Source organism: Stenotrophomonas sp. SORGH_AS_0321 (genome assembly GCF_031453215.1).
Lineage (GTDB): Bacteria > Pseudomonadota > Gammaproteobacteria > Xanthomonadales > Xanthomonadaceae > Stenotrophomonas > Stenotrophomonas chelatiphaga.
Genome location: NZ_JAVIZG010000001.1, coordinates 4,079,095 through 4,102,613, shown reverse-complemented (window position 1 = coordinate 4,102,613; position 23,519 = coordinate 4,079,095). Strand labels below are relative to the sequence as shown.

Genomic DNA, 23,519 nt, shown 5'->3' with positions numbered 1-23,519 from the left:
GGCCGCTGGCCGTCACTACAATGAAGCCCCCTGCGTTGAACGAGTAAGCCGCCATGCCGTGGATGGGCATCCAGGACCTGTGGACCTTCCTGGTCGCCGTGCTGGTGTTCCTGGCCCTGCCGGGTCCGGGCACCTTCACCCTGCTCACCGCCACCGGCCGCGGTGGCGTGCGCGGTGGCTATACGGCGCTGGCCGGCCTGCTGGTGGGCGACCAGATCCTGATGTGGCTGGCGCTGGCCGGCGTGGCCGCGCTGCTGAAAGCCAACCCGACCGTGTTCCATGCCGTGCAGTACCTGGGCGCGGCCTACCTGGTGTGGGTGGGCATCAGCCTGCTGCGTACGCCGAAAGCCGACGGCGGCGACCTGCCGGGCAGCGTGCGGCTGGCGCCGGGCCACTACTTCCGCCAGGCGATCCTGGTCAGCCTGCTCAACCCGAAGGCGATCCTGTTCTACATGGCGTTCCTGCCGCTGTTCATCGACCCGCGCCAGCACCAAGGCGTGGCCACCTTCGCCGCGCTGGCCGGGATCATCTTCGTGGTCAGCGTGGCGTACTGCTCGCTGCTGATCGGCGCGGGCAATCTGGCCCGTCGGCGCTTGATCCAGCATCCGCGCGTCAGTGACCTGCTGCGGCGCGTGGCCGGGGTATTCCTGCTGGGCTTCGGCATCCGGCTCGGGTTGAATGGCTGAGCCGTTGTGCCGATTCCGGCAGAACATGCCTGATGCAACGCATGGCGGTTTGTCAATGAGCGTCCGTCAGTAGTAATGCTGCGCCGCGTTCGGTCACACTCGGGCACTTGTCGTTCCCAGTCACCACGAGGCCCGCATGTCATTGCTCCGGCGCAAATCCCTGGATACCGTCACCGTCCATGAAGCCGGAAGGCAGCTGGTCCGTACGCTGAGTTGGCCGCACCTGATCGCGCTGGGCATCGGCGCCATCGTCGGTACCGGCATCTACACGCTGATCGGCGTCGGCGCCAACCTGGCCGGTCCGGCGGTGCTGATCTCCTTCGCCATCGCCGGTGCGGTCTGCGCCTGCGCCGCGCTGTCGTATGCCGAACTGGCGACGATGATGCCGGCCTCCGGCAGTGCCTACACCTACAGTTACACCGCGCTCGGCGAGATCTTCGCCTGGGTGGTCGGCTGGAGCCTGATCCTGGAGTACTCGCTGGTGGTGAGTACCGTGGCCGTCGGCTGGTCCGGCTACTTCGTCGGCTTCCTGGAATGGGTGAACAGCCAGATGGGCATCGACATCCGCCTGCCGCTGGCACTGTCGGCCGGCCCGCACGTGGAAGGCGGTGTGTTCAACCTGCCGGCCGTGCTGATCACCTGGCTGGTGGCCGGTGGCCTGATGCTGGGCACCAAGGAAAGCGCCACGCTGAATGCCGTACTGGTGGTGCTCAAGCTGATCGCGCTGGGGGTGTTCATCGCCGTGGCCCTGCCGGCGTTCGACAGCGCCAACCTGCAGCCGTTCATGCCGTATGGCTTCGCCAAATCGCTGGGCCCGGACGGGTTGGAGCGCGGCGTCATGGCGGCCGCGGCGATCATCTTCTTCGCCTTCTACGGCTTCGATGCGATCGCCACCGCCGCCGAAGAAACCAAGAACCCGGGCCGCGACCTGTCGATCGGCATCATCGGTTCGATGGTCGGCTGCACCATCGTCTACATGCTGGTCGCGCTGGCCGCGGTCGGTGCGATGAGCTATGCGGTGTTCGGCAGCAGCGCCGAGCCGCTGGCGCTGATCATGCGCCAGCTGGGCCACCCGACCGCCGCGCTGATCATCGGCGTCGTGGCCATCGTGGCGCTGCCCACCGTGCTGCTGGCTTTCATGTTCGGCCAGAGCCGGGTGTTCTTCGTCATGGGCCGCGACGGCATGCTGCCGCGCCGCCTGTCCAATGTCAGCAAGCGCACCGGCACGCCGGTGGCGACCACGCTGTTCAGTGCGCTGCTGGTGTCGGCGCTGGCCGGCGTGGCGCGGCTGGATGAAATCGCCGCACTGGCCAATGCCGGTACGCTGGCCGCCTTCACCGCGGTGGGCGTGTGCCTGGTGGTGATGCGCCGCCGTGAGCCGGACCGCGCGCGCACCTTCCGCACGCCGCTGGCCTGGATCGTCGGTCCGGCCGCCGCGCTGGGCTGTGTGTACCTGTTCTTCAGCCTGCCGCACAGCACCCAGCTGTATTTCCTGATCTGGAACGTGATCGGGCTGGCGGTGTACTTCCTGTACAGCCGCCGCAATGCGGTGCTGGGCCGGTAGGTGGTGACGGCCGCTGGCCGTCGAGCGCGGTGATATCGGGCTGACGGCCAGCGGCCGTCACTACCGTCTGTGGCTGACGGCCAGCGGCCGTCATTGCCGGCCGGTCAGGGTCGGGCGTGGTCCTGCGCCTGCTGCATCACCCGCAGCAGGTTGCCGCCCCAGATGCCGGCGATCTGCTTTTCGTCGTAGCCGCGCCGCAGCAGCCAGGCGGTGATCTTCGGCAGCTGGCTGACATCGCGCAGGTCGGTCAGCCCGCCGCCGCCATCCCAGTCCAGGCCGATGCCCACGTGCTCCGGGCCGACCACATCGAGGATGTGGCCCATGTGTGCGAAGAAGTCATCCAGGCTGGCGTGGCGCACCGGGTACCGCCGGTCCAGCGCGTCTTGCCCGCGCTGCAGTTCCTCGCCCTGCGCGATGCTCATGCTGTCCCAGCCGCCCAGCCGCTTGCTCAGTGCGTCTTCGGCTGCTTTGCGCGCAGGGCTCTTGCCGGGGTCCACCAGGTAGCCGCCGTAGGCATTCACCTGGATCACCCCGCCGGCCTTGGCCAGCTGGCGCAGGCGCGCATCGTCGAGATTGCGCGGGTGGTCATGGATCGCCTTGGCCGAACTGTGCGACAGCACGAACGGGACCGGCATGATCGCGATGAGCTGGTCGAACACCGCATCGGAGGCATGCGACTGATCGATGACGATGCCCCGTTTCACCGCTTCGTTGACCAGCGCGCGGCCAGCCGGGCTCAGCCCGTTCCACTCCGGCCCCTTCGGGTTGGTGGCCGAATCGGCGAACTCGTTGGTGGCGAAGTGCACGGTGCTCAGCATGCGCAGCCCGGCCTGGTGGTAGAAGCCCAGCAGGCTGGGGTCGGCCACCAGCGGACTGGCGTTTTCCATGCTGATGAACACCACGCGCTTGCCGTCGGCCTTGATCCGCAGCGCGTCGGCCGGGGTCAGCGCCAGCGCGAAGCGATCGCTGTTGGCGGCCAGCATGGTGCGGATGTCGAGCAGCCGTTGCAGGCCGGCATCACGTTCGCGCAGATGGGCGGCGGCACTGCGGTCACCCTGGCCGGTATAGATCGCCCAGAAACCACCGTCCAGCGCCCCTTCCACCATGCGCGGGTAATCCACCTGGGATAGCGCGTTGTGGTCATGGCGGTTGCCGATGTCGAAGCCATCGCGTGCGAAGTTGGCCGGCGTATCCAGATGGCTGTCCAGGGTCAGCAGGCGCTGCTGAAGGGACGTGGCGCGCTGCAGTTCGGCGGCGCTGAAATCGATGGCATGGATGGACAGCGGCGTGCTGAGCGCCAGGGCGAGCAGCAGCGGCAGGCGACGCAGGATCATGCAGGTCTCACCGGGAACGGGGAGACCTGCATGATCCTGCGCGCCTTGGCGGGTCCATGTGACGACCCACGGTCGCCACCCACCGGGTTGCGGTTACAGCACGCGGCAGAACACGGCCTTCAGGTAACGCGATTCCTGCACGTGGGCCATGAACGGGTGGTCGGGACCGGCGCCGGACACCTTCAGGATCTGGATGGTGCGGCCGGAATAGAACGCCGCACGCCGCAGCATGTCCAGGAACTGGTCTTCGGCCACCAGGCCGGTGCACGAGAACGTGGCGAACAGGCCGCCCGGCTTGACCACGCCGAGCGCCAGCTTGTTCATGTCCAGGTACTTCTTCAGCGCGCTGATGACCTGGTCGCGGTCGCGGGTCATCTTCGCCGGGTCCAGGATCACCACGTCGTACTGCTCGCCGCGGTTGGCGGCATCGCGCAGCCACGGGAAGATGTCGGACTGCACGAACTTCGGCCGCACGTTGTTGAGCTTGGCGTTGCCCTTGGCGATCTGGATCACGTCCTCGTCGATGTCGATGCCGACGACTTCACTGGCACCGCGCGCGGCGGCGTACACCGCGAAACCGCCGGTGTTGCAGCACAGGTCGAGCACGGTCTTGCCTTCGACCTGCTGGCTCAACCATTCGCGGTTGTCGCGCTGGTCGGCGAAGAAGCCGGTCTTGTGCGCGCCAGCCGGGTCGGCGCGGAACTTCACGCCGTACTCGGTGATCACCGAGGCTTCGGTGGTGGTGTTGCCATGGAAGTCGAAGCTTTCCTGCTTCTGCACATGCTCATCGGCGAAGCTGTGGAAACGGCAGCCCGGGAACTGTTCGCTCAGGGCTTCGTAGATCCACTCGCGGTGGCGGAACATGCCGGCGGCAAAGAACTCCACCACCACCAGGTCGCCGTAGCGGTCCACCACCAGCCCGGACAGGCCGTCGCCTTCGCTGTGCACCACGCGCCAGGCATCACTGACCGCATCCAGCTTCAGCGTGTCGCGACGCAGTTCCACCGCCTGGGCGATCTTGCGCGAGAACCAGCCGGCGTCGACCGGCACGCGCTCGTCGGTTTCCAGGATGCGCACGGCAATGCGCGAATGCCCGTTGTAGAAGCCACGCCCGATGAAGTCCCCTTCCACGCCGAAGACATCGACGATGGTGCCGGGCTTGGGCCGGACGGCCGGTTTTTCGACCAGTTTCTGGAAGATCCACGGGTGGCTGGAACGCCAGGCATTCTTGAGACGGACTGAGGGGGCAGAGGTATTCATCGGCCTATTGTAATCGCTGCGGTAGGGAGGGCCGCAGTCCGCAGTCGTGACGGCCGCTGGCCGTCAATCGCGCGATTCCTGGTTGACGGCCAGCGGCCGTCACTACCGGCTGAAGCGGCCGTCACGAGCCGGCGATTGACGCGGCGCCGGGATGCCCGCAGAATCGGCGCCAGAAGGGGAGTAGCTCCCAACGTTGTCGCCGTCAATTCGAGCCCGCAGGCTCCGGTGCAACGGCAGTCCCACTACATCGGGGCTGCGAGCGAGACCTTCGCCGTACCGGCGAAGCTCTGTCCCTGGATCCCCCTCCCGATCCTCCGTTGCAGATCCTCGCCGTCCGGCTTGCGGCTTTTTCTCTTTCCCAACGGACAAACCCATGCAGACGATCGGTAATTTGTGGTTATGGCTCGGCTTCGGCGCGGTGGTGATCATCGCGCTGCTGGTCGACCTGGTATTGATGCGCCACGGCGGCCCGCACAAGGTCACCTTCAAGGAGGCCCTGTGGTGGTCGATCGGCTGGGTGCTGCTCGCCCTGGCCTTCAATGGTGGCCTCTGGTACTACCTGAACGAGACCGCCGGCCAGGTGGTGGCGAACAAGGTCGGCCTGGAGTTCCTGACCGGCTATCTGGTCGAAAAGGCCCTCGCCGTCGACAACATCTTCGTCTTCCTGATGATCATGGGCTACTTCGCGGTGCCCGAAGAACAACGGCAGAAGGTGCTGATCATCGGCATCCTCGGCGCGATCGTGCTGCGTACGATCATGATCTTCGCTGGCAGCGTGCTGATCACCAAGTTCCACTGGCTGCTCTACGTGTTTGGCGCCTTCCTGCTGTTCACCGGCTGGAAGATGTGGTTCTCGGCCGGCCAGGAGCCGGACCTGGAGACCAACCCGGCACTGCGCTGGATGCGCAAGCACCTGCGCCTGCTGCCGGAGTACGCCGGTAATGCGATGAGCGTCATGCGCGACGGCAAGCGCTGGTACACCCCGCTGTTCGCCGTGCTGATCCTGATCGCGGTGACCGACGTGATCTTCGCGGTGGACAGCATCCCGGCCATCTTCGCCATCACCACCGACCCGTTCATCGTGCTGACCTCGAACGTGTTCGCGGTGCTGGGCCTGCGCGCGATGTTCTTCCTGCTGGCCGGCATGGCCGATCGCTTCCACCTGCTGCCCTACGGTCTGGCGCTGGTGCTGGGCTTCATCGGCATCAAGATGATGATCATCGACCTGTTCAAGATCCCGACCCCGATCTCGCTGGGCGTGGTCGCGCTGATCATCGCCGTCACCGTGGTGCTGAGCCTGAAGATCCCGCCCAAGCACGACAAGGCCTGATCGATCGCGTTACCGGTCCTGCGGGGCCGGCAGCGCGCGCTGCAACGACGGGCCGGCCGGGATTATCCCGCCGGCCCGTTTTACTTTCCCACCCCGCCGGGGTTGGTTTCGCCCCGGCCACCGCCATTGCTTGGATATGAACGCCAACGCACCCGTGCCCGCCGGCGACAACCCGGCCCCGCCTACCGATCGCCTGCGCATCCTGCGCGCCTTCAACCTGAGCCTCGGCGCCGTGGTGCTGCTGGTGGCCGTGTTCGCGCTGCAGGACTACGTCGACTGGCGGCCGTGGGCCGTGGCGCCGTTGGAAATGGCCGGCCTGCTGGGCCTGCTCGGTGCGCCGCTGCTGCACGGGTCGGTGGAACACATTGCTGCCAACAGCGCGGCCCTGCTGATCCTCGGCACGCTGGCCGGCAGCGTCTATCCGAAGGCCACCCTGCGCGCGCTGCCGCTGCTGTGGATCGGCTCCGGCATCGGCGCCTGGCTGCTGGGGGATCCGGGCAGCCGGCACCTGGGCGCCAGTGGTGTCACCCATGGCCTGATGTTCCTGCTGGCCAGCCTGGGCCTGCTGCGCCGCGACCGCGCCGCCATCGCCACCGGGCTGATCGGCATGCTGTTCTATGGCGGCATGTTGATGACCGTGCTGCCGCATACGCCGGGCGTGTCCTGGCAGTCGCACATGGGCGGGGCGTTCGCGGGCATCATCGCCGCGCTGCTGTTCCGCAACAGCGATCCGATGGCCGCCCGCCCACGCTACAGCTGGGAAGACGAAGAGGATTCCATCGAAGCCCTGCCCGACGACGAGCTGGAGCCGCCCTCCCCGCGCCAGGTGCCGGTGCTGTGGCAGCCACGCGAAGGGCACGACTACGTGGTGCTGCCGTTCCGCCGCCCGGGCCAGGACGACGCACCGCGCTGATCGCCCGCCGGTTGGATCTGGAGGGCGACGATCGTTCTGGAGGGCGACGATCGTTCTGGTGGGTGACGACCGTTCTGGTGAGAGACGACCGTTGGTCGTCACGCGCTCTCGTCTTTCAAATTTCCGTCATAGACGCGGCTCGGCGGCCTTGTCCAAGATGTACCGGCTGGAGCCCACAGGCCCAGCCGGGTGTGGCGTCCCGTTTGACCCGCTGCAAGGAAAAACCGCATGGGAGTCTTCCCGCCCCCTGGCGCATCGATCGACAACATGGTGCTGTATCTGGTGATCGGCGGCCTGCTGCTGGTCGTAAGCCTGCTGGTGTTGCATATCGCGTCGCGCGATCCCGTGGCCCGTCGCTGCTGTCGATGTGGCGATCCGCGTCGCTGTCCTTTGCGCCGCGGCCGCGGCTCGAGCCTGTCTGCCGGCAAGTAGCGGCTCAGCGACCGTCGACAGCCTTTCGCCCCAGTGCCGGGTCATCGGTGAAGAAGGCATCGATGCCGGTTTCGAGGTAGGCGCGCATTTCGGCGATGGAGCCCTCCGGGTTGCGGGCATTGGCGGCACCGCTGCGCAGGTTCGCGGCGATGAAAAGATTCTCCGGGCGGAAGGTGTACGGAACCACCATCAATCCCGCCGCATGCGCATCGCGCACCAGCGAAGTCGGCGTACCCAGCGCGCCATTGGCGTCCAGCGGAATGATCGAACGCAGCTCCGGTCCGATGCCGTCAGCGTAGGTCGCCATCTCCTTGAGCCCAGCAGGCGTCAGCATCTGCGCATAGGTCAACGTACCGCCCGCCTTGGCCACGTCGGCCGGCTTGGCGTCGCCCTTCCAGGTCAGCTGCAGCAGGCGGATGTTGCTGCCGCGGCCGATCTTGCCGCGCAGGTAGCGCAGGTTGGCAGTCTCGAACGACTGCAGCGTCACCGGACCCACCTTGGTATACGGGTTGGCCTGCAGCGCAGCGAGCACCTTGTCTTCCATCGGCAGGCCGATGGACTGGAAGTAGCTGGGATGCTTGATCTCCGGTACCAGCCCGATGCCGCGGTTGGCGCGTCCGGCCTGCTGCACCAGGAAAGCCAGGATTTCATCGAAGCTGGCAATGCGGAACTGGCCGTCGAAGGCGGTGCTGCGCTGCTGTGGCAGGCGCTCGCGGGCGTACAGCGTCTTCAGCTCGGCCAGGGTGAAGTCTTCGGTGAACCAGCCCTCGACCTTTTCACCGTCGATGGTCTTGGTGGTGCGGCGGGCGGCGAATTCTTCGCGCGATGCGACGTCGGTGGTCCCGCTGATCTCGTTCTCGTGGCGGGCCACCAGCGCGCCGTCCTTGGTCATCACCAGATCCGGTTCGATGTAGTCGGCGCCGTCGGTGATGGCCTGTGCATAGGCGGCCAGGGTGTGTTCGGGCAGCAGGGCGCTGGCCCCGCGGTGGGCATAGACCGAGGCCTTGCCCGGTGCGGCTGATGAAGATTCGGCGCTCATGGCCAACGATGGTGCCACGGCCAGCGACAACAGCAATGCACAACCCCACGACTTCACGGACTATCCCCTTGGATGACGAATGCGGCGAGTATGCGTCTGCAATATGACAGGGGGAGGTAGGCAGGTCACCCGGCCAGTGTCGGGCCGTCTGGTAGAACAGTAGATCGATGAAGAATTCTTCCCCCGCCACTTCAATGAGCACCTGCCTGCCTGCGAATGCGAAACCGGCACCCGGTTCAAGGAGAAAATCAGTGGCCTGCCGCACCAGGCCGTCTTCCAGTTCGCACTCGCTGGCCTCGCGTCCTACCGCAAGAAAGTCGAATCGATAGGAATCTTTGAGTGTTTCGCGGGCGAGGTCTGAATGTGCCTTGGGCATCCGCAACTCGACGTTGGTGACGGCGCTACCGGCGCGCTTCAGCAGCATGAGTTGGTGGCCCCACGGTAATTGTGCAAGCACCTCTTGTACAAACGCCGGGTCCGGCCAGTAGAGCAGGACGAGCTCACGGTGTACGGCCAGCGCGGACGCCGACGGAGGTCGGCGCTACCAAGCGGCCCCAGCGCTACTTGCCGATGCAGAAGCTGGAGAAGATCCGGCCGAGCAGGTCATCGGCGCTCATCGCGCCGGTGATTTCACCCAGCGCCTCGTGCGCCAGCCGCAGTTCTTCGGCGGCCAGTTCCAGGTGCTCGTGTGCCAGCTCGCCATCGGCCTGCAGTGCATGGTCCTGCGCGCGCTCGATGGCGTCGACATGGCGGGTGCGTGCAGAGAACTCGCCGTCCACCTGTTCGCCGGCACCGGCGCTGGCGATCTTGCGCAGCCGCGCATGCAGGTCGTCCAGCCCGGCGCCGGTGGCGGCCGACACGAACACCCGGTCCGGGTCGTCGCCGCCCTGCCCCGTGCCCGCCGGCAGCAGGTCGGATTTGTTGTGGATGTAGACCTTGTGCGGCACGTCCAGCAGCGATGCGCCGATCGCCGCTTCACCGGCGCCGGGATCGCGCGCGTCCAGCACGATCAGCGCAAGATCGGTGCGTTCGATCTCCACCCGCGCACGACGCATGCCTTCGCGTTCGATCGCATCGCCGCCATCGCGCAGGCCGGCGGTATCCACCAGGGTCAGCTCCAGGCCGTCCAGCCGGATGGTCTCGCGCAGCGTGTCGCGGGTGGTGCCGGCGATGTCGGTGACGATCGCCCGTTCGCTGCCGGCCAGCGCGTTGAGCAACGAACTCTTGCCGGCGTTGGGCGGGCCGATCAGCACGGCATGCAGGCCATCGCGCAGGCGGCGGCCGCGTTCGGCATCGCGGCGCAGCAGCGCCAGCGTTTCGCGTGCCTGCAGCAGGCCGCGCCGCACCTGCTCACCCCCCAACGTATCCAGCGGTTCGTCGGCGAAATCGATGGCCGCTTCGACGTGGATGCGCAACCTGACCAGCTGTTCGGCCACCTCGTCCACGCGGCGCGAGAACACCCCGTCCAGTGAACGGCGTGCCGCGCGTGCGGCGCGGTGGTCACCGGCCGCGATCAGGTCGGCGATGGCCTCGGCCTGGGCCAGATCCAGCTTTCCATTGAGGAATGCGCGTTCACTGAACTCACCCGGCCGCGCCTGGCGCGCACCGAGCGCGATGCAGCGGGCGACGAGCTGCTGCAGCACGACCGGGCTGCCGTGGCCCTGCAGTTCCACCACTTCTTCGCCGGTGAAGCTGTGCGGGGCCGGGAACCACAGCACGATGCCATCGTCGATCACCTCGTTGCCGGCATCGCGCAGCCTTGCGTAGTGCGCGTGGCGTGGGCGCAGCACGGGTGCCCCAAGCAGGTGGGCGATGGTCGCCGCGCGCGGTCCGGAAAGGCGCAGCATGCCCACCCCGCCGGCGCCGGCGGCAGTGGCGATGGCAACGATGGTGTCGGTAGCGGTGGTATCCATGACGATCATTGTGCGGCGTTGGTCTGCAGACGGCCAGAAGCAGGAAACCCGCCTTGCGGCGGGTTCCTGTGTGGCTTACTTCTTGGCGATGGCCGGGACCGGATCGCCGCCATGGCGCTTGGTCATCCACCACTGCTGCAGCAGGCCCAAGCCGCCGTTGACCACCCAGTACAGGACCAGGCCGGACGGCATGAAGGCCATCATGACGCCGAACACGATCGGCATCATCTGCATCATCTTCTGCTGCATCGGGTCCATGCCCGGCGCCGGGGTCAGCTTCTGCGTCGCCCACATCACCGCCACGTTGATCACCGGCAGGATGAAGTACGGATCACGCGCGGTCAGGTCCTGGATCCAGCCCAGCCACGGCGCCTGGCGCAGTTCGACCGACTCCACCAGCACCCAGTACAGAGCGAAGAAGATCGGCATCTGGATGAGGATCGGCAGGCAGCCGCCCATCGGATTGATCTTTTCCTTCTTGTACAGCTCCATCATCGCGGTCTGGAACTTCTGGCGGTCATCGCCGTAGCGTTCCTTCAGCTGCGCGATGCGCGGCTGGAAGCGGCGCATCTTCGCACCGCTCTTGTACTGCACCGCCGACAGCGGATACAGCACCAGCTTCAGCAGCACCACCAGGCCGACGATCGCCCAGCCCCAGTTGTTGACCAGCTTGTGCACCTGGTTCAACACCCAGAACAGACCCTGGCCGATCACCGCCATCAGCGAGAAGCGGCTGTAGTCGACCACGCGGTCCAGGCCCTTCACGTCTTCCTTGGCGATCTGGTTGACCAGCTTCGGGCCGACCCACAGGCGGGCTTCGCTGCTGACCTGCTGGCCCGGGGCGACGTTGAACGCCGGTCCACGCGCTTCGATCTGGTCACGGCCGTTGTTCTGCGACAGCACGTAGTGCGCGACCTGGTCGGACTGCGGGATCCACGCGGTGAAGAAGTGATGCTGCAGCATCGCCAGCCAACCGCCGGTGATGTTCCTGTTCAGTGCACCGTCGTCCAGGTAATCAGCGAAGGCACGCCGCTCGTAGCCGCCTTCGGTGCTGAACCAGGTGGCGCCGTTGAAGCTGAAGGAATCCGGGTTGGTCATGCTGCGCGACAGGATGGTCGGACTGCGGTCCAGCGTGCGGTAGACGAAGCCGTTCCACGGGGCCGTGCCCTGGTTGCGGACCACGTCCTTGACCTTGATCGCGTACTCGTTGCGCGACAGGGTCAGGGTGCGGTCGATCACCACGCCGTTCGGACCGTTCCAGACGAACGGGATCTGCAGTTCCTTCTGGCCGTCGGCCAGCACGAACTCACGCTGGTCACCGACCAGCTTGAAGCCATCGGCGCCCGGAACCGGCACGCTCTTGTCTTCGCTGGCCCAGCCGCTGATCGCGCTGTACGGATGCGCGGCGTCTTCGGTCAGCAGGCGCACCGGCGGGCTGTTGTCGGCCTTGGTCTGCGGGAACTGCAGCAGCTCGGCGTCCAGCACGCGGCCACCATCGAGCACCAGGCGCAGCACGTCGGTGGTGACGGTCACCCGCTGGGTGGCCGGCGTGGCCGTTGCCTGTGCGGTGGTCGCCGCAGCATCGGCGCCGGGAACCTGCGCACCGGGCACGCCGCCGGGCGTGGCGCCGGGAACGGTCTGGTTGGCAGCGGCGACGGCGGTGGTGGTCTGCGTGACCGGCGGTGCGGCCTTTTCGCGGCCCCACTCCATCCACAACAGCACGGCCACCATCAGCCAGGCAAAGATAAGGAAAATACGGGTCTGGTTCATCAGCGGACAGGCTCTGCGGTGCCGGGGCGTGGTGCCGGCTCGTTCGAAGAAGGCGATGCGACGCCGTCGGAAGGCGGCATTGTGCCGTCCACGACCGGGGCGGGCAATGCACCAAGGCGTCGCAACAGGCGCAGGAAGGCCTGGCGGATCTCATCGTTGCTGGCGGCACGCGCAGCACTACGTGCCACGACGACGATGTCGCCCGGCAGCAGGTCAGCGCGGCAATGTCGCAAGGCGTCGCGCAGGACGCGCTTGATCCGGTTACGCCCTACGGCGTGCGGATCCACCTTGCGTGAAACGGCCAGACCCATCCTGGCCTGCCGGTCTTCTGGCAGCCAGTGAAGGGTCATCAGCGGTTCGGACACCCGGCGGGCGCCGTTGAAGACCGTAGAATATTCGGCACGCGTGCGAACCCGCGCAGAGCGAGGGAATCGCTTGCGCGGGTCAGCAGTACTCACTATCGGAAGGATTGCGTCTGCCGCGGACAGCGGCATGGCAATCAGGCGCTCAGGACTTTGCGGCCCTTGGCGCGGCGACGCGACAGGATCTTGCGGCCGTCAGCGGTCTTCATACGGGCACGGAAACCGTGGTCGCGCTTACGCTTGAGGTTGCTGGGCTGGAAAGTGCGCTTGGTGGCCATGTTGGGCCTCTCGTATGAAATGGACGGAAAGAACCGGAAATTCTAGAGGTACTTACCCCCTCGCGTCAAGCCCTTGTGACTACGCGATTTCATGGGGCTGTGCAATAGCTGTGGATGATTTTGTGAATAACTGTGGGACAAGCATTCCAGAGGCCGCCCGGCGATGGTAGTCTGAGTCATCCTTTTCCCCCTTTCCGGCCTGTCGGGACGGTGCTTTCAAGCGCCTGACCACCGGCCCAAGATGATTATTGCCGATGGATGCCTGGTCCCGTTGTCTGGAACGCCTTGAAGCGGAGTTCCCGCCTGAAGACGTTCACACCTGGCTGAAGCCGCTGCAGGCTGATCTGCGCGCTGACGCCTTGATCCTCTTCGCCCCCAATGCCTTCATCGTCGACCAGGTGCGCTCGCTGTACCTGCCGAGGATCCGCGAACTGCTGACCCACTTCGCTGGTTTTGGCGACGTTTTTCTTGAAATCGGCTCGCGTCCCCGCCCCATGGAGACGCAGATCGCGCCGAATCCGGGGCTGTTCACCGGGGGTGCCTCGCCGGCGCTGCCGCCTGCAGCCAGTGCGCCGGTGGTGCCGTTCGCCGGCAACATGGATTCGCATTACACCTTCGCCAACTTCGTCGAAGGCCGCAGCAACCAGCTGGGTCTGGCGGCGGCGTTCCAGGCGGCGCAGCGTCCGGGTGACCGCGCGCACAATCCGCTGCTGCTGTACGGCGGCACCGGGCTGGGCAAGACCCATCTGATGTTCGCGGCGGGCAACGCGATGCGCGAAGCCAACCCGCACGCCAAGGTGCTCTACCTGCGTTCGGAACAGTTCTTCAGCGCGATGATCCGGGCCCTGCAGGAAAAGACCATGGATCAGTTCAAGCGCCAGTTCCAGCAGGTGGACGCGCTGCTGATCGATGACATCCAGTTCTTCGCCGGCAAGGACCGCACCCAGGAAGAATTCTTCCACACCTTCAACGCGCTGTTCGACGGCAAGCAGCAGATCATCCTGACCTGCGACCGGTATCCGCGCGAAGTCGAAGGCCTGGAAGCGCGCCTGAAGTCGCGACTTGCCTGGGGCCTGTCGGTGGCCATCGAGCCACCGGACTTCGAGACCCGCGCCGCCATCGTGCTGGCCAAGGCTCGCGAACGTGGCGCTGAGATTCCCGACGATGTGGCGTTCCTGATAGCCAAGAAGATGCGCTCCAACGTGCGCGACCTCGAGGGCGCGCTGAATACCCTGACCGCGCGGGCCAATTTCACTGGCCGTGCGATCACCACGGAGTTCGCCCAGGAAACCCTGCGCGATCTGCTTCGGGCCCAGCAGCAGGCCATCAGCATTCCCAACATCCAGAAAACCGTCGCCGACTACTACGGCCTGCAGATCAAGGATCTGCTGTCCAAGCGTCGGACCCGGTCGCTGGCCCGTCCGCGCCAGGTCGCGATGGCCCTGACCAAGGAACTGACCGAGCACAGCCTGCCCGAGATCGGCGACGCCTTCGCAGGGCGGGACCACACCACGGTGCTGCACGGCTGCCGCCAGATCCGGACGTTGATGGAAACCGACGGCAAGCTGCGGGAAGACTGGGACAAGCTCATCCGCAAGCTGAGCGAATGATGCACATACGCCGGTAAGGCGTCATCGCACAAAACGGTGCAGAATCCGGGGGCAAGCACGGGGCATGTTGTGGATAAAAAAGGCGTTCCAGATCCAGGGAATTCCATCCACAGCTTTCCCCCCCTTTGAAGGGCGGTATTCCATAGGGTTTCGATGCACTAAAACCCTTTGTATTCAGATACTTAAGTGTGTTTTCCCTGAATTCTGGCTCTACCATCACCACCAAGCTTTTGATTTATTCCATATTTTTTAAAGCATAGGGGCACGGAACCACATGCGTTTCACACTGCAGCGCGAAGCCTTTCTCAAGCCGTTGGCGCAAGTCGTCAATGTGGTCGAACGCCGCCAGACCTTGCCGGTTCTGGCCAACTTCCTCGTACAGGTGCAGGACGGGCAGCTTTCGCTGACCGGTACCGACCTGGAAGTGGAAATGGTGTCGCGGATCGCAGTTGAAGACGCCGAGAACGGCGAAACCACCATTCCCGCCCGCAAGCTCTTCGAGATCATCCGCGCCCTGCCCGATGGCAGCCGGATCACCGTCTCGCAGACCGGTGACAAGATCACCGTGCAGGCCGGGCGTAGCCGTTTCACCCTGGCAACCCTGCCAGCCAACGACTTCCCATCGGTGGACGAAGTGGAAGCCACCGAGCGCGTCGCCATTGGCGAAGCCACCCTGAAGGAGCTGATCGAGCGCACCGCGTTCGCGATGGCCCAGCAGGACGTGCGCTACTACCTCAACGGACTGCTGTTCGACCTGCGCGGCGATACGCTGCGCACCGTTGCCACCGACGGGCACCGCCTGGCGCTGTGCGAAACGGACCTGGCCAAGCCCAGCGGTTCCAAGCGCCAGATCATCGTGCCGCGCAAGGGCGTGACCGAGCTGCAGCGTCTGCTGGAAAGCGGCGACCGTGAGATCGAGCTGGAAGTCGGTCGCAGCCACGTGCGCGTCAAGCGCGACGATGTGACCTTCACCTCGAAGTTGATCGACGGTCGTTTCCCGGACTACGAGGCGGTGATTCCGATTGGCGCCGATCGCGAGGTCAAGGTCGATCGTGAAGCACTGCGTGCCTCGCTGCAGCGTGCCGCGATCCTGTCGAACGAGAAGTACCGCGGCATCCGCGTGGAAGTCTCGCCGGGCAACCTGAAGATCAGCGCGCACAACCCGGAGCAGGAAGAAGCCCAGGAAGAGATCGAGGCCGAAACTACGGTCAGCGATCTCGCGATCGGCTTCAACGTGAACTACGTGCTGGATGCCCTTTCCGCACTGCGCGATGAGTACGTCATCGTGCAGCTGCGTGATTCGAACTCCTCTGCGCTGGTTCGTGAAGCCAGCAGCGAGAAGTCGCGTCACGTGGTGATGCCGCTGCGTCTCTGACGTTCGGTTCCACGTGGAACAGGAAACGCCCGACTGGTTCGGGCGTTTTTTTTTTGTTCCACGTGGAGCATTGCCACTGTGGGATCTGTGGGCGTTTGGATGATCGGCACTGTTGTGCCCAGTTCGTCGAGAGTGTCCACCGACTACTGATCTGCATTCGGGGAGTCAACTAGTTTGCAAGCGAATCAGCTGCGTCATTGCGCCTTGCTCCGCCCTGCCGCGCAGGCGGCTATCCACACCCCTGCGGCGTGCTGATCGGAGGGTCTGCCAAGCTTTAAATCTGGGTATAAATCTAAAGCATGGTGGTGATGGTAGGGCCAGACTTTATGTATAACTGGCTTATGTGTATGATTTAAAAGGCTTTATTGGCCTCGAAACCCCCCTTCTAAGTGGGGGTCGGGCTGGGGGAATACCTGTGGATAGATTTTGAAGGCTCGTGAACGCGACTTTTTATCCACAGATTGCCCAGTGCTTGTGTATAAGTCATCCAGAGGTTTTCCCGACCGGTTTCGAAGATGCCGTGAATTCTTTGAAATCTGGTGCGGTCCGTGTGCTGGGGCCCAGCAGAATTCAAGGATTTCACTGCGATCACGTGGAATCGTCACCAAGGACAGGCATGGATTCCTTGAAATCTGACGCGTGAAGCGGCCTCAGACCCCTGGAACGCAGGTGATTTCGGCCGCCATGGGAAGCGCACCGGCCGCACTCCGCAGCCGACAGGTGCACTTGACCGATGCAGTATGCTGGTAGATCGCTCACCTTCCCGCACGGCCGGTGCCGACCGTCCCCCTGCATGCAGATCCGCCGTCTTTCCCTCCACCAGCTCCGTCGATTCGACGCGGCAGAACTGTTGCCGCAGCCCGGCATCAACCTGCTGACGGGCGACAATGGCGCCGGCAAGACCAGCGTCCTGGAAGCCCTGCACCTGATGGCCTATGGGCGGAGCTTCCGTGGCCGCGTCCGCGACGGCTTGATCCGTCAGGGACAGGAATCCTTGGAGATTTTCGTGGAATGGGACGAATCGAACGCCGAAGGCAGCGAAATCCGCCGGCGCGCGGGTCTTCGCCACTCGGGACAGGACTGGAAGGGCCGTCTGGACGGTGAGGATGTAGCGCAGCTCGGCAACCTGTGCGCTGCGTTGGCCGTGGTGACCTTCGAACCGGGCAGCCATGCGCTGGTCAGCGGTGGCGGCGAACCCCGTCGCCGTTTCCTGGATTGGGGCTTGTTCCACGTGGAACCCGACTTCCTTTCCTTGTGGCGCCGCTACTCGCGGGCCCTCAAGCAGCGCAACGCCCTGTTGAAGCAAGGCGGATCGCCGCGGATGCTGGATACCTGGGATCATGAGCTTGCCGAGGCCGGTGAGCCGCTTACCAGCCGCCGTCTCCATTACCTGGAACGTCTACAGGGCCGGGCCGTGGAACTTGCCGCGAATCTGGCCCCGCAATTGGACCTGCAGTCGATGATGCTCAGCCCGGGGTGGCGCCGGCACGAGGTTTCACTGGCCGATGCGCTGTTGCTGGCACGTGAGCGCGATCGCCAGGCCGGCTATACCTCGGTCGGACCGCACCGCGCTGACTGGAGCGTGGGCTTTGGCAGCATTCCGGGCCGTGATGCCTTGTCCCGCGGGCAGGCGAAGCTGACCGCCCTCACTTGCCTGTTGGCGCAGGCTGAAGACTATGCGGCGGAGCGCGGGCACTGGCCGGTGATTGCGCTGGATGACCTGGGTTCGGAACTGGATCGCAACCATCAGGGCCGGGTACTGGACCGCCTGCTGGCCGGCCCGGCGCAAATATTCATCACCGCAACCGAGACCCCTGCACCGCTGCAGGATCGCACCGACATCGCCCGGTTCCACGTGGAACATGGCCAGGTCATGGGTGTGCCATAGTGGCCCACGGGGTAGACCTGCCCGGCTGGTATAATTCAGGTTGCACCACCCCCTCTTTCTCGGCGCGCCATTCGTTGGCGCCCGACCTGCGGAGCCTACGGCGAGCGCAATGACTGACGAACAGAACACCCCTGCAAACACTGGCACCTACGACGCCAACAGCATCACGGCGCTGGAAGGCCTGGAGGCCGTCCGCAAGCGCCCCGGCATGTACATCGGCGACGTCCATGACGGCACCGGCCTGCACCACATGGTGTTCGAAGTCGTCGACAACTCGATCGATGAAGCGCTCGCGGGGCACGCCGACCACGTGTCGGTGACGATCCATTCCGATGGTTCGGTAGGCGTATCGGACAACGGACGCGGCATCCCGACCGGTAAGCATGAGCAGATGAGCAGGAAGCTGGATCGCGAGGTCTCGGCGGCCGAGGTCGTCATGACGGTCCTGCATGCCGGCGGCAAGTTCGACGACAACAGCTACAAAGTGTCCGGCGGCCTGCACGGCGTGGGCGTCAGCGTGGTCAATGCGCTGTCGCAGAAGCTGACCCTGGACATTTACCAGGGCGGTTTCCACTACCACCAGGAATATGCCGACGGCGCCGCGGTGATGCCGCTGCAGCAGGTTGAAGCCAGCACCAAGCGCGGTACGACCCTGCGCTTCTGGCCGTCGACCACGGCATTCCACGACAACGTCGAGTTCCACTACGACATCCTGGCCCGTCGTCTGCGCGAACTGTCGTTCCTCAACTCCGGCGTCAAGATCGTGCTGATCGACCAGCGCGGAGAAGGTCGTCGCGATGATTTCCACTATGAAGGCGGCATCGCCAGCTTCGTGGAGCATCTTGCCCAGCTGAAGACCCCGCTGCATCCGAACGTGATTTCGGTGGTGGGCGAGCACAGCGGCATTACCGTGGAAGTGGCGCTGCAGTGGACCGATTCCTACCAGGAAACGATGTACTGCTTCACCAACAATATTCCGCAGAAGGACGGCGGCACCCATCTGGCCGGCTTCCGCGGCGCGCTGACGCGCGTGCTCAACAACTACATCGAACAGAACGGCATCGCCAAGCAGGCCAAGATCAACCTGACCGGCGATGACATGCGCGAAGGCATGATCGCGGTGCTGTCGGTGAAGGTGCCCGATCCCAGCTTCTCCAGCCAGACCAAGGAAAAGCTGGTCAGTTCGGATGTCCGTCCCGCGGTTGAAAACGCGTTCGGCCAACGCCTGGAATCCTTCCTGCAGGAAAACCCGAACGAAGCCAAGGCCATCGCCGGCAAGATCGTCGATGCCGCGCGTGCGCGCGAAGCGGCCCGCAAAGCCCGCGACCTGACCCGCCGCAAGGGCGCGTTGGATATCGCCGGCCTGCCGGGCAAGCTGGCCGACTGCCAGGAAAAGGATCCGGCACTGTCCGAACTGTTCATCGTCGAGGGTGACTCGGCAGGTGGTTCGGCCAAGCAGGGGCGTAACCGCAAAAACCAGGCCGTGCTGCCGCTGCGCGGCAAGATCCTCAACGTGGAACGCGCACGTTTCGACCGCATGCTGGCGTCCGACCAGGTCGGCACGCTGATCACCGCGCTGGGCACCGGCATCGGCCGGGACGAGTACAACCCGGACAAGCTGCGTTACCACAAGATCATCATCATGACCGACGCCGACGTCGACGGTGCGCACATCCGTACGCTGCTGTTGACGTTCTTCTACCGTCAGATGCCTGAGTTGATCGAGCGCGGCTATGTCTATATCGGCCTGCCGCCGCTGTACAAGATCAAACAGGGCAAGACCGAGCTGTACCTGAAAGACGATCCGGCACTGGACAGTTATCTGGCCAGCAGCGCGGTGGAAAATGCGGCGCTGGTACCCGCGGCTGGCGAGCCGCCGATCGACGGCGTCAACCTGGAAAAACTGCTGCTGAGCTATGCCGGCGCACTCGAAGCGATTGCACGCAATGCGCACCGCTACGATCGCCAGCTGCTGGAATCGCTTGTCGATTTCATTCCGATGGACCTGGAGCACCTGCGCAATGCACCGGCCGGTGAAGGCCTGGATGCACTGGCTGCCCGCCTCAACCAGGGCAGCCTGGGCTCGGCGCGCTTCAGCCTGGAACTGCAGGAACCGAACGACCAGCGTCCGGCTGCCGTGCTGGTGACCCGTCGCCACATGGGCGAAGAGCATATCCAGGTGCTGCCGCTTGCGGCCTTCGACGGCGGCGAACTGCGTGCGCTCTATCAGGCCGCCAACCTGCTGCATGGTCTGGTACGCGAAGGCGCCACCATCAATCGCGGTGCCAAATCGATCGAAGTGAGCAGCTTTGCCCAGGCCCAGGCCTGGTTGCTCGAAGAGGCCAAGCGCGGTCGCCAGATCCAGCGATTCAAGGGTCTGGGCGAAATGAATCCGGAGCAGCTGTGGGACACCACGGTCAACCCGGATACCCGTCGCCTGCTGCAGGTGCGCATCGAAGATGCGGTCGCTGCGGACCAGATCTTCAGCACCCTGATGGGGGACGTGGTTGAACCGCGTCGTGACTTCATCGAAGACAACGCGCTGAAAGTTGCCAATCTGGATATCTGACACAATCGAAGGTTGCCGGCGCCCGGATCAATCCGGCGCCGGCGTTTCTCCTTCTGCTGCAGGATGCGCATGCCAACAGTCACCCCGGTTCCACCGCCGCCGCTTCCCGGCGCCTCCGCGCCAAAACCGCGTGCCGCCGGCTCACCGGTGGCCGGTTTCCTGATCGACCTGGGACTGGCCGCGCTCATCCTGTTCGGGCTGAGCCTGCTGGCCGGACTGTTGTGGGGCGCGGTGCAGGGCATGCGGGTCGGTGCAGAACTGGTCGCCAACGGTGCGCCAGCGCCGAGTCCGGATTCGATCGCCACCCAGCTTGGCCAGCCCGGCGCGCTGGCACAGATCCTGATGGCCCTGTTCGCCACCGGCGGCGCAGCGCTGATCCTGTATTTCTGGCGTCGCCGCGCCACGCCCGCCGAACGTGAAACCTCCATGCGCGCCCTGGGCCGGCCGGCCACTTGGGGCTGGACCCTGTGGGTGGGCACGCTGGTCATCATCGGCAGCAACGGCATCGGCTTTCTCGCCAAGCGGGCCGGTATCGAGCCGGTACCGACCAACCTTGAACTGATGAGCAGCGCTGCCGCGCAATTCCCCATCTTCCTGGCGCTGTTCGCCGTGGTGCTGGCGCCAGCCTACGAGGAACTGTTGTTCCGCCGGGTGCTGTTCGGGCGCGTCTATGGAAGGCTGGAAAACCGTGGCTGGGCGTGCTGTTGAGCAGCCTTGCATTCGCACTGGTTCATGAGATTCCGGGCACCAGCGGCAATGGGCCGGCGGAAATCGCCCAACTGTGGCTGATCTACGGTGGCATGGGTGCTGCATTCTGCTGGCTGTACCAACGCACGGGCACGCTATGGGCACCGATAGGTGCGCATGCGTTGAACAACGCGGTCGCGATGACGTTGTTGATGGTGTTTGGCGCGACCTGAAAAGGTGCCGCAGTTCGCAGCGCTGCGTGACATGGGTTGAATGGATTGACGAAAAATTAAGCCGTCGAAGTGGACACTCGTTGCATGAACACGGGGATCCGATCCATGAAACGACTGCTGCTGGCTTTTACGATTACCGCGTTGTTGAGCGCGTGCGCCACCACCACCTCCCCCACCGGGCGCAGGCAGGTCGTTGGCGGTGTTTCGCAGGCGCAGTTGGACCAGTTGGGCGCACAGGCGTTCGCTGAAACCAAGCAGAAGGAAAAGATCAGCACTGACGCCAGGCAGATCGCCTACGTGCAGTGCGTGGTCAATGCGTTGGTGGCCCAGCTGCCGTCGCAGTACCGGGGCGTGCGCTGGGAAACGGCGGTCTTCGCCGACAGCGAACCCAACGCCTTCGCCCTGCCCGGTGGCAAGGTCGGGGTGAACTCCGGCATCTTCACCGTGGCCAAGAACCAGGACCAGCTGGCGGCGGTGATCGGGCATGAGATCGGCCATGTCATCGCGCGCCACCACGAGGAACGCATCACCCGCCAGATGGGCGCGCAGACCGGGTTGTCGGTGGTCGGTGCACTGGCCGGCGCAGCCTATGGCGAAACCGCCGCCAGCGCGGTGAACCAGTTCGGCGGCATGGGCGCGCAGACCCTGTTCCTGCTGCCCGGTTCACGCACCCAGGAAAGCGAAGCCGACGTGGTCGGACAGAAGCTCATGGCGGAGGCGGGTTTCGACCCGGCGCAGGCGGTGAACCTGTGGCAGAACATGATGGCCGCCAGCGGTGGCCGCAGTCCGCAGTGGCTGTCGACCCATCCCGATCCGGCCAATCGCATCCGCGAACTGCAGCGCGATGCACCCGCCCTGCAAGGCGTGTTCCAACAGGCACAGGCGGCAGGACGCAAACCACGCTGTAGCTGAATATGCGTGAATTTGCTGTGATGCAGCACAGGAAACGATTTCTCACGTCGCTTAATTCTGATACGTTTGGCGGCTCAGATTTTTCTGACGTCCGTCATTGCTGCCGCTACGCGGTCCGAACGAGGTGAAAGATGATGCTCCGTAACCACAAGCAAGCCCTGCTGACCATGCTGATCGCGACTGCTGTCAGTGGCGCCGTGATCACCGATGTCGCCGCGCAGACACGTTCGGCCGATCGCTCCGACCAGCGTGAGCGTCGTGGCAGCAGCAAGGCCGCTGCGGCCGAAGTGCTGTACCCGAACGCGACCCGCAAAGAGCCGGGCATGAAGTCCTCGGCCAAGCTGGGCAAGCAGCTGCAGAAGCTGGTAGACAGCTACAACGAGCAGAAGTTCCCGGAGACGCTGACCGAAGCCACCGCGATCCTGGGTAACAGCGCCGCCAACGAATACGACAAGGCGCTTGCCGCCCAGCTCGCTTCGCAGGCCGCCTACCAGCAGGACGACGTTGCCGGTGCGAAGCGTTACCTGCAGCAGGTGCTCGACGCCAACGCGCTGGACAACAACAGCCACTTCCAGTCGATGCTGATGCTGGCCCAGCTGCAGCTGCAGGACGACGACAAGGCGGTGCAGGCGCAGGGCCTGACCCTGATCGACAAGTACTTCGCTGAAAGCGGTTCGAAGAAGGCCGAGGAACTGGTTTCCAAGGGCCAGGCGCTGTACCAGCTGGAGCGCTACCAGGAAGCGATCCCGGTGCTGAAGGAAGCGATCGCTGCCTCGCCCGAGCCGAAGGACCAGTGGAACCAGCTGCTGATGGCCGCCTACGCCGAAGCCGGCCAGACCGGTGAAGCCGTGGCTGCCGCCGAGGCCGTTGCCGCCAAGAACCCGAACGACAAGAAAGCGCAGCTCAACCTGGCCAACATGTACATGCAGGCCGACCAGATGGACAAGGCCGCCGGTGTCATGGACAAGCTGCGTGCGTCGGGCCAGTTGACCGACGAGCGCGAATACAAGCAGTTGTATTCGATCTACGCCAATACCGAGAACAAGGAAAAGGAAGTAATCTCGGTGATCAACGAAGGTCTCGAGAAGGGCATACTGAAGCCGGACCACCAGGTTTACCTGGCACTGGCCCAGTCCTACTACTACTCAGAACCGCAGCAGGTGGACAAGGCGATCGAGGCGTGGCAGAAGGCCGCTCCGCTGTCGCCCACCGGCGAAACCTACCTGAATCTGGCACGTGTCCTGCACAGTGAGGGCAAGATTCCCCAGGCCAAGGAAGCAGCGCGTCAGGCCAAGGCCAAGGGTGGCCTGAAGAACGCCGCGGATGCGGACAAAATCATCAACCTGAAGTAAGTACGAATAACG

18 protein-coding genes and 2 pseudogenes are annotated in these 23,519 nt (G+C 64.7%); 12 read left to right on the top strand and 8 right to left on the bottom strand.

Going from position 1 to position 23,519, the window contains the following annotated elements:
• Positions 1 to 53: 53 nt before the first annotated feature.
• A complete protein-coding gene (gene leuE, locus QE373_RS18445; protein WP_057509037.1) occupies positions 54 to 686 on the top strand; it encodes a leucine efflux protein LeuE in 633 nt (210 codons plus the stop codon).
• A 136-nt stretch (positions 687 to 822) separates the two neighbouring features.
• Positions 823 to 2,250 (top strand): amino acid permease, encoded by a 1,428-nt coding sequence (locus QE373_RS18440; RefSeq protein WP_057509036.1) that lies wholly within the window; start codon positions 823 to 825, stop codon positions 2,248 to 2,250.
• A 104-nt stretch (positions 2,251 to 2,354) separates the two neighbouring features.
• Here the strand turns inward: QE373_RS18440 and QE373_RS18435 are convergent, their stop codons facing one another.
• Both QE373_RS18435 and QE373_RS18430 read right to left on the bottom strand, forming a co-directional pair.
• Positions 2,355 to 3,584, bottom strand: a complete 1,230-nt coding sequence (locus tag QE373_RS18435) for a dipeptidase (protein WP_309689442.1) — start codon at positions 3,582 to 3,584, stop codon at positions 2,355 to 2,357.
• A 93-nt stretch (positions 3,585 to 3,677) separates the two neighbouring features.
• Positions 3,678 to 4,844, bottom strand: a complete 1,167-nt coding sequence (locus tag QE373_RS18430) for a class I SAM-dependent rRNA methyltransferase (RefSeq protein WP_309689439.1) — start codon at positions 4,842 to 4,844, stop codon at positions 3,678 to 3,680.
• Between the two features lie 373 nt (positions 4,845 to 5,217).
• On the opposite strand from QE373_RS18430, the gene QE373_RS18425 reads away from it, so the two are divergent.
• The 3 genes from QE373_RS18425 to QE373_RS18415 all read left to right on the top strand — a co-directional run bounded on the left by QE373_RS18425 (position 5,218) and on the right by QE373_RS18415 (position 7,519).
• Positions 5,218 to 6,174: a TerC family protein gene (locus QE373_RS18425; RefSeq protein ID WP_309689437.1), complete on the top strand. Its 957-nt coding sequence runs from the start codon at positions 5,218 to 5,220 to the stop codon at positions 6,172 to 6,174.
• A gap of 136 nt (positions 6,175 to 6,310) precedes the next feature.
• Positions 6,311 to 7,087: a rhomboid family intramembrane serine protease gene (locus QE373_RS18420; protein ID WP_309689435.1), complete on the top strand. Its 777-nt coding sequence runs from the start codon at positions 6,311 to 6,313 to the stop codon at positions 7,085 to 7,087.
• A gap of 228 nt (positions 7,088 to 7,315) precedes the next feature.
• Positions 7,316 to 7,519, top strand: coding sequence for a hypothetical protein (locus tag QE373_RS18415; protein ID WP_057509031.1), 204 nt, complete (start codon positions 7,316 to 7,318; stop codon positions 7,517 to 7,519).
• Positions 7,520 to 7,523: 4 nt separating this feature from the next.
• Here the strand turns inward: QE373_RS18415 and QE373_RS18410 are convergent, their stop codons facing one another.
• The 6 genes and pseudogenes from QE373_RS18410 to rpmH all read right to left on the bottom strand — a co-directional run bounded on the left by QE373_RS18410 (position 7,524) and on the right by rpmH (position 12,881).
• Positions 7,524 to 8,615 carry a glycerophosphodiester phosphodiesterase gene (locus tag QE373_RS18410; RefSeq protein WP_309689433.1) on the bottom strand — a complete coding sequence of 364 codons (1,092 nt, stop codon included), beginning with the start codon at positions 8,613 to 8,615 and terminating at the stop codon, positions 7,524 to 7,526.
• 97 nt (positions 8,616 to 8,712) lie between these two features.
• Positions 8,713 to 8,934, bottom strand: a pseudogene (locus QE373_RS18405) (PDDEXK nuclease domain-containing protein); the annotation flags it as partial.
• 184 nt (positions 8,935 to 9,118) lie between these two features.
• Complete coding sequence (gene mnmE, locus QE373_RS18400) at positions 9,119 to 10,471, bottom strand: tRNA uridine-5-carboxymethylaminomethyl(34) synthesis GTPase MnmE (protein WP_309689431.1); 1,353 nt, start codon at positions 10,469 to 10,471, stop codon at positions 9,119 to 9,121.
• 75 nt (positions 10,472 to 10,546) lie between these two features.
• Entirely contained in the window at positions 10,547 to 12,241 is a 1,695-nt protein-coding gene (yidC, locus tag QE373_RS18395) for a membrane protein insertase YidC (protein WP_309689429.1), read from the bottom strand.
• On the bottom strand, positions 12,241 to 12,735 hold the full coding sequence (rnpA, locus tag QE373_RS18390; protein ID WP_309689427.1) for a ribonuclease P protein component: 495 nt from the start codon (positions 12,733 to 12,735) through the stop codon (positions 12,241 to 12,243). The genes yidC and rnpA overlap by 1 nt, the downstream gene beginning before the upstream one ends.
• Positions 12,736 to 12,740: 5 nt before the next feature.
• Positions 12,741 to 12,881: a 50S ribosomal protein L34 gene (gene rpmH / locus QE373_RS18385; RefSeq protein WP_006404565.1), complete on the bottom strand. Its 141-nt coding sequence runs from the start codon at positions 12,879 to 12,881 to the stop codon at positions 12,741 to 12,743.
• A 254-nt stretch (positions 12,882 to 13,135) separates the two neighbouring features.
• Between rpmH and dnaA the strand changes: the two genes are divergently transcribed.
• The 7 genes and pseudogenes from dnaA (at position 13,136) to QE373_RS18350 (ending at position 23,507) form a co-directional block, all read left to right on the top strand.
• Positions 13,136 to 14,491, top strand: a complete 1,356-nt coding sequence (dnaA, locus tag QE373_RS18380; protein ID WP_057509026.1) for a chromosomal replication initiator protein DnaA — start codon at positions 13,136 to 13,138, stop codon at positions 14,489 to 14,491.
• A gap of 274 nt (positions 14,492 to 14,765) precedes the next feature.
• The gene (gene dnaN / locus QE373_RS18375) at positions 14,766 to 15,866 is read left to right on the top strand and encodes a DNA polymerase III subunit beta (RefSeq protein WP_042612143.1); all 1,101 of its coding nucleotides are present in this window, start codon (positions 14,766 to 14,768) and stop codon (positions 15,864 to 15,866) included.
• A gap of 793 nt (positions 15,867 to 16,659) precedes the next feature.
• Positions 16,660 to 17,754, top strand: a complete 1,095-nt coding sequence (recF, locus tag QE373_RS18370; protein ID WP_309689422.1) for a DNA replication/repair protein RecF — start codon at positions 16,660 to 16,662, stop codon at positions 17,752 to 17,754.
• A 109-nt stretch (positions 17,755 to 17,863) separates the two neighbouring features.
• A complete protein-coding gene (gene gyrB, locus QE373_RS18365; protein ID WP_309689419.1) occupies positions 17,864 to 20,323 on the top strand; it encodes a DNA topoisomerase (ATP-hydrolyzing) subunit B in 2,460 nt (819 codons plus the stop codon).
• A 69-nt stretch (positions 20,324 to 20,392) separates the two neighbouring features.
• Positions 20,393 to 21,243 (top strand): annotated as a pseudogene (locus QE373_RS18360) (CPBP family intramembrane glutamic endopeptidase).
• A gap of 105 nt (positions 21,244 to 21,348) precedes the next feature.
• Positions 21,349 to 22,155, top strand: a complete 807-nt coding sequence (locus tag QE373_RS18355) for a M48 family metallopeptidase (RefSeq protein WP_309689418.1) — start codon at positions 21,349 to 21,351, stop codon at positions 22,153 to 22,155.
• Between the two features lie 131 nt (positions 22,156 to 22,286).
• Complete coding sequence (locus QE373_RS18350) at positions 22,287 to 23,507, top strand: tetratricopeptide repeat protein (protein ID WP_309689415.1); 1,221 nt, start codon at positions 22,287 to 22,289, stop codon at positions 23,505 to 23,507.
• The last annotated feature ends 12 nt before the right edge of the window (positions 23,508 to 23,519 follow it).

Bases quoted from the DNA above. Each gene is read 5' to 3' on its own strand.
- QE373_RS18355 (WP_309689418.1), top strand. From the start codon at position 21,349: ATGAAACGACTGCTGCTGGCTTTTACGATTACCGCGTTGTTGAGCGCG.
- dnaN (WP_042612143.1), top strand. From the start codon at position 14,766: ATGCGTTTCACACTGCAGCGCGAAGCCTTTCTCAAGCCGTTGGCGCAA.
- QE373_RS18420 (WP_309689435.1), top strand. From the start codon at position 6,311: ATGAACGCCAACGCACCCGTGCCCGCCGGCGACAACCCGGCCCCGCCT.
- leuE (WP_057509037.1), top strand. From the start codon at position 54: ATGCCGTGGATGGGCATCCAGGACCTGTGGACCTTCCTGGTCGCCGTG.
- QE373_RS18440 (WP_057509036.1), top strand. From the start codon at position 823: ATGTCATTGCTCCGGCGCAAATCCCTGGATACCGTCACCGTCCATGAA.
- dnaA (WP_057509026.1), top strand. From the start codon at position 13,136: ATGGATGCCTGGTCCCGTTGTCTGGAACGCCTTGAAGCGGAGTTCCCG.
- QE373_RS18430 (WP_309689439.1), bottom strand. From the start codon at position 4,844: ATGAATACCTCTGCCCCCTCAGTCCGTCTCAAGAATGCCTGGCGTTCC.
- QE373_RS18425 (WP_309689437.1), top strand. From the start codon at position 5,218: ATGCAGACGATCGGTAATTTGTGGTTATGGCTCGGCTTCGGCGCGGTG.
- mnmE (WP_309689431.1), bottom strand. From the start codon at position 10,471: ATGGATACCACCGCTACCGACACCATCGTTGCCATCGCCACTGCCGCC.
- rpmH (WP_006404565.1), bottom strand. From the start codon at position 12,881: ATGGCCACCAAGCGCACTTTCCAGCCCAGCAACCTCAAGCGTAAGCGC.
- yidC (WP_309689429.1), bottom strand. From the start codon at position 12,241: ATGAACCAGACCCGTATTTTCCTTATCTTTGCCTGGCTGATGGTGGCC.
- QE373_RS18435 (WP_309689442.1), bottom strand. From the start codon at position 3,584: ATGATCCTGCGTCGCCTGCCGCTGCTGCTCGCCCTGGCGCTCAGCACG.
- QE373_RS18415 (WP_057509031.1), top strand. From the start codon at position 7,316: ATGGGAGTCTTCCCGCCCCCTGGCGCATCGATCGACAACATGGTGCTG.
- gyrB (WP_309689419.1), top strand. From the start codon at position 17,864: ATGACTGACGAACAGAACACCCCTGCAAACACTGGCACCTACGACGCC.
- recF (WP_309689422.1), top strand. From the start codon at position 16,660: ATGCAGATCCGCCGTCTTTCCCTCCACCAGCTCCGTCGATTCGACGCG.
- rnpA (WP_309689427.1), bottom strand. From the start codon at position 12,735: ATGCCGCTGTCCGCGGCAGACGCAATCCTTCCGATAGTGAGTACTGCT.
- QE373_RS18350 (WP_309689415.1), top strand. From the start codon at position 22,287: ATGATGCTCCGTAACCACAAGCAAGCCCTGCTGACCATGCTGATCGCG.